This is a genomic window from Vibrio sp. V42_P2S4T144 (genome assembly GCF_009904715.1).
GTDB classification, from domain to species: Bacteria; Pseudomonadota; Gammaproteobacteria; order Enterobacterales; family Vibrionaceae; genus Vibrio; species Vibrio alginolyticus.
On record NZ_WXWS01000232.1, the window covers coordinates 1 to 3,389 of the forward strand.

General features: G+C 42.0%; 2 protein-coding genes. Both read left to right on the forward strand.

The genetic code is table 11. The features are described 5' to 3' along the window. Window positions 1-233: 233 nt before the first annotated feature. Window positions 234-1,163: a phosphate/phosphite/phosphonate ABC transporter substrate-binding protein gene (locus CAG68_RS08140; RefSeq protein WP_005385723.1), complete on the forward strand. Its 930-nt coding sequence runs from the start codon at window positions 234-236 to the stop codon at window positions 1,161-1,163. Further along, a complete protein-coding gene (locus tag CAG68_RS08145) occupies window positions 1,163-3,319 on the forward strand; it encodes a GGDEF domain-containing phosphodiesterase (protein ID WP_025766724.1) in 2,157 nt (718 codons plus the stop codon). The genes CAG68_RS08140 and CAG68_RS08145 overlap by 1 nt, the downstream gene beginning before the upstream one ends. Window positions 3,320-3,389 lie beyond the last annotated feature (70 nt).

Consider the following 3,389-nt stretch of genomic DNA (forward strand, 5'->3'; position numbering starts at 1 on the left):
CAGCCAATACAGCGCTTGACCAAGAATCCAGTGAATTCAGACTCACGGTGATACATTCATCCTGTACATAAACGTCAAATTCGGTACTATTTGAACGGAATAAGTGACCAAGTCACATTATAAAAAGTGCGCACACAACGAAATTTGTACATCATACTGTTTTTAAGATTGATTTCGGCACATTGATAAATACTAAATATTACTGACATGCACCAGAAGGAAGTTGAAGCCGGATGAAACCTGCCTGCACTCTGTTATTACTCACTTTGCTGAGTTCACCTTTTGTTGTCAGTGCACAAGAAAATATTGAGAAAACATTCACGTTTGGCATTGTGTCCAATAAAGCCCAAAGCAAAATCAAAAAAGCGACGCCCCTTACTCAGTATGTAACTGAAAATATGGCTGAATATGGTTACGCAAAAGGGGCAGTAAAGGTATTTAAAAATTATCGTCAGCTCGCGGTTGCGCTTGAAAATGGCACCGTTCAAATTGCAACGGCGACCCCCTTTAATGCGATGACCTTAGAAAAGGAGTCTAATAGCCAAGTTCTTGCTATACGATGGAAAAAAGGCCTGCAAAAATATCATACTGTGTTCTTTACTAATAAAGAGAGTGGGATTGAGTCACTTTCTGACCTGCGCGGAAAAACGCTTGTTTTTGAAAAGCGCACGTCTACCAGCAGCTATTACCTACCTGCGATTACATTGCTGAATCACGGAGAAAAACTGCAATACCTTCCCTCTCCTGATGACAAACCGGCCAAAGACAGTATTGGTTATTTATTCCTTGATGAGCAACTCGCTCAGTCAAATGAAATCAACCTATCTGTATGGGTATATAAACAGAGAGTTGCGGCAGGAGCATTCAGTAACTTCAACTGGAACAATCCCAAAGATTTGCCAGAGAACATGAAAGACAAACTAGCGATTTTTTCTCGTTCTGTTGAAATACCCAGGGATTTGATTCTCGCTTCTCCAAGCATGAGCCTAGAGCAACAGCGTAAAATCACGTCCATACTGCTTGATATGGATACAACTCACGAAGGCTCTCTCGCACTTAAAAAGTTTCAGAACACCAAAAAATTCAGCGCACTTACTCCAGAAATGCGAGCCTCCTTAAGTACAGTGCGCAAGTCAGTTCACTTGTTACCGAAGGTGGATTGATGTTTCAAAAGCTCTCACTCGAAACCAAATACATTTGCTCGACAATGTTCGTTGTCTTGTTTGTTGTGGTGATAAATCTTGCGTTATACATGCACGGTTACGATGCGTATTCAAATAGCTTAACTCAACAAATCACGAACAACTCTCAAGAAAAAACCGAATCTTACGTTAAGCAAAAAGGGTTGGTTTATGCAGAGCTATTATCAAAACAGCTTTTTGATCCACTCTATACAGACAATATCAGTCAAGCGTATGAGCAAATTAAGGCAACATTGAGCCAGCCAGATGTCTCGAAAATACATGTTGTTGACAATGAAGGGCTAATCTTTCACGACGGCACTACTCAGCTAAGGATGTTTGCCCAACCCCATTACCGCTCTCCTTTTATTTTGAAAGCAATAGAAGAATCCAGAACTCTCGTTTCCTTTTCCAAGCATCAGTTGGAGATCGCAGCGCCGATTCAGCAATCAAATATTACTCTTGGGGCGGTATATCTTGAGCTTAACTTGATACATCTACTGGAAGAGAAAGAACAGAACATTGAACAAGTCCAAGCGATTACCTCAAACGATAAACAGAAGATGTTTAACTTGCTGCTAACGATCAGTGGGATATCCGTTCTATTCGGTAGCATCATCGCTTATGCTTTGGGGCGGTCGTTAACTAAGCCACTCAAGCAACTAAAAGATCAATTTTCAGAGTCAAATACCCAAGCGCTGCCAGTCACCGACATACAAAGCAAAGATGAAGTGGGAGAACTTATTTCGGCGTACAACAAAATGTCAAACAAAGTGAACCGATACACCAGCCGAGTTGAGTTCATGGCATACCACGATATTCTGACTTCCCTGCCAAACCGAGAAAAGTTACTCATTGATATTCAAACGCAAATAACTGACCACAAATCCCCCTCACTCGCGGTTGTGTTTATTGACTTGGATGACTTTAAGCACATTAACGATAACTATGGACATAACATTGGGGATAAATTGCTAGGCCATCTTGCCTCAGAGCTTCAAGGCCGTTTGCCGAGTTATTTTAAGCCGCTTTACCGCCTTTCTACCATCGTAAGTCGAGTAGGTGCGGATGAATTTGTACTGGCCTTTCCGTGCTCGGACAATCATGAAGCTAGAGAAAAAGCGAACGATATTCATCGCCAACTACTCTCTCCCTTTAGTTTGGAAGAGAACGATATTCAAATTACGGCAAGCCTCGGAATTGCTGTGTATCCAGAATTTGGTTCAAACGCTGAGTCTCTTTTACAGCTTTCCTCTCTTGCGGCGCAGGAATCTAAAAGACGCGGTAAAGACATTATGACGATATACGATTCCACGTTTGATGAAACGATTAAACAACGTTTATACATAGAACGAGAACTGCGTCGTTCAGTACGTGACTTGTCTCAATTCGAGCTGTGGTATCAACCACAATTTGATCTAAAAACCTATCGCCTAATTGGGGTCGAAGCATTGGTTAGGTGGAATCATCCCGAGAAAGGCTATATCAGTCCAGAATCGTTTATCCCGATCGCAGAGCAAAGTGATTTAATATTGGAGCTTGGAGAACATATCATTGAGACGGCAATTGCTCAGCGGGCAATGTGGGCAGAACATTTCGGTACGGATTTTCACATCGCATTAAACTTGTCCCCAAGACAAATCTATCGCCAAGATTTAAGTCAATTATTTTCTAAGTATTTACGACGACATGATGTCGCCCCTCAAACCATTCATGTTGAAGTGACAGAGTCACTTTTTATTGATGATACAGAGAAAGCTCAATATGTGCTTAAAAAACTACAAAGTATCGGAGTGGAAGTTTGGCTAGATGACTTTGGTACGGGGTATTCAGCCCTTGCCTACCTACAACATATGGCTTTTGACGGGCTCAAGATTGATCGTTCATTTATCGCTCAAATCCGAAAAAGCGATCAAGACGATTCATTAGTTCGCGCGATTGTATCCATGGCTCACAACCTAAGAATGAAAGTAGTAGCCGAAGGCGTAGAAACTCAAACTCAACTCACACGAATGGAGTCTCTCCACTGTGACGTCGTACAAGGTTTTTTCTTAGGTAGACCTGTACCTGCCGAGGAATTGATTGCATTTGAATACCAACGAGGGAGTGGCGCTCAAAGCGTCAATCACTTTGCTTAGAACGCCGTTTTGTTAACTATTGCCGCTTAGCGCGTTAGTACTCGTAATGCAATATCGGTCACACTTCCCC

What these genes read in the sequence shown, in the direction of transcription:
- CAG68_RS08140 (WP_005385723.1), top strand. Translation starts at nt 234, where the DNA reads ATGAAACCTGCCTGCACTCTGTTATTACTCACTTTGCTGAGTTCACCT.
- CAG68_RS08145 (WP_025766724.1), top strand. Translation starts at nt 1,163, where the DNA reads ATGTTTCAAAAGCTCTCACTCGAAACCAAATACATTTGCTCGACAATG.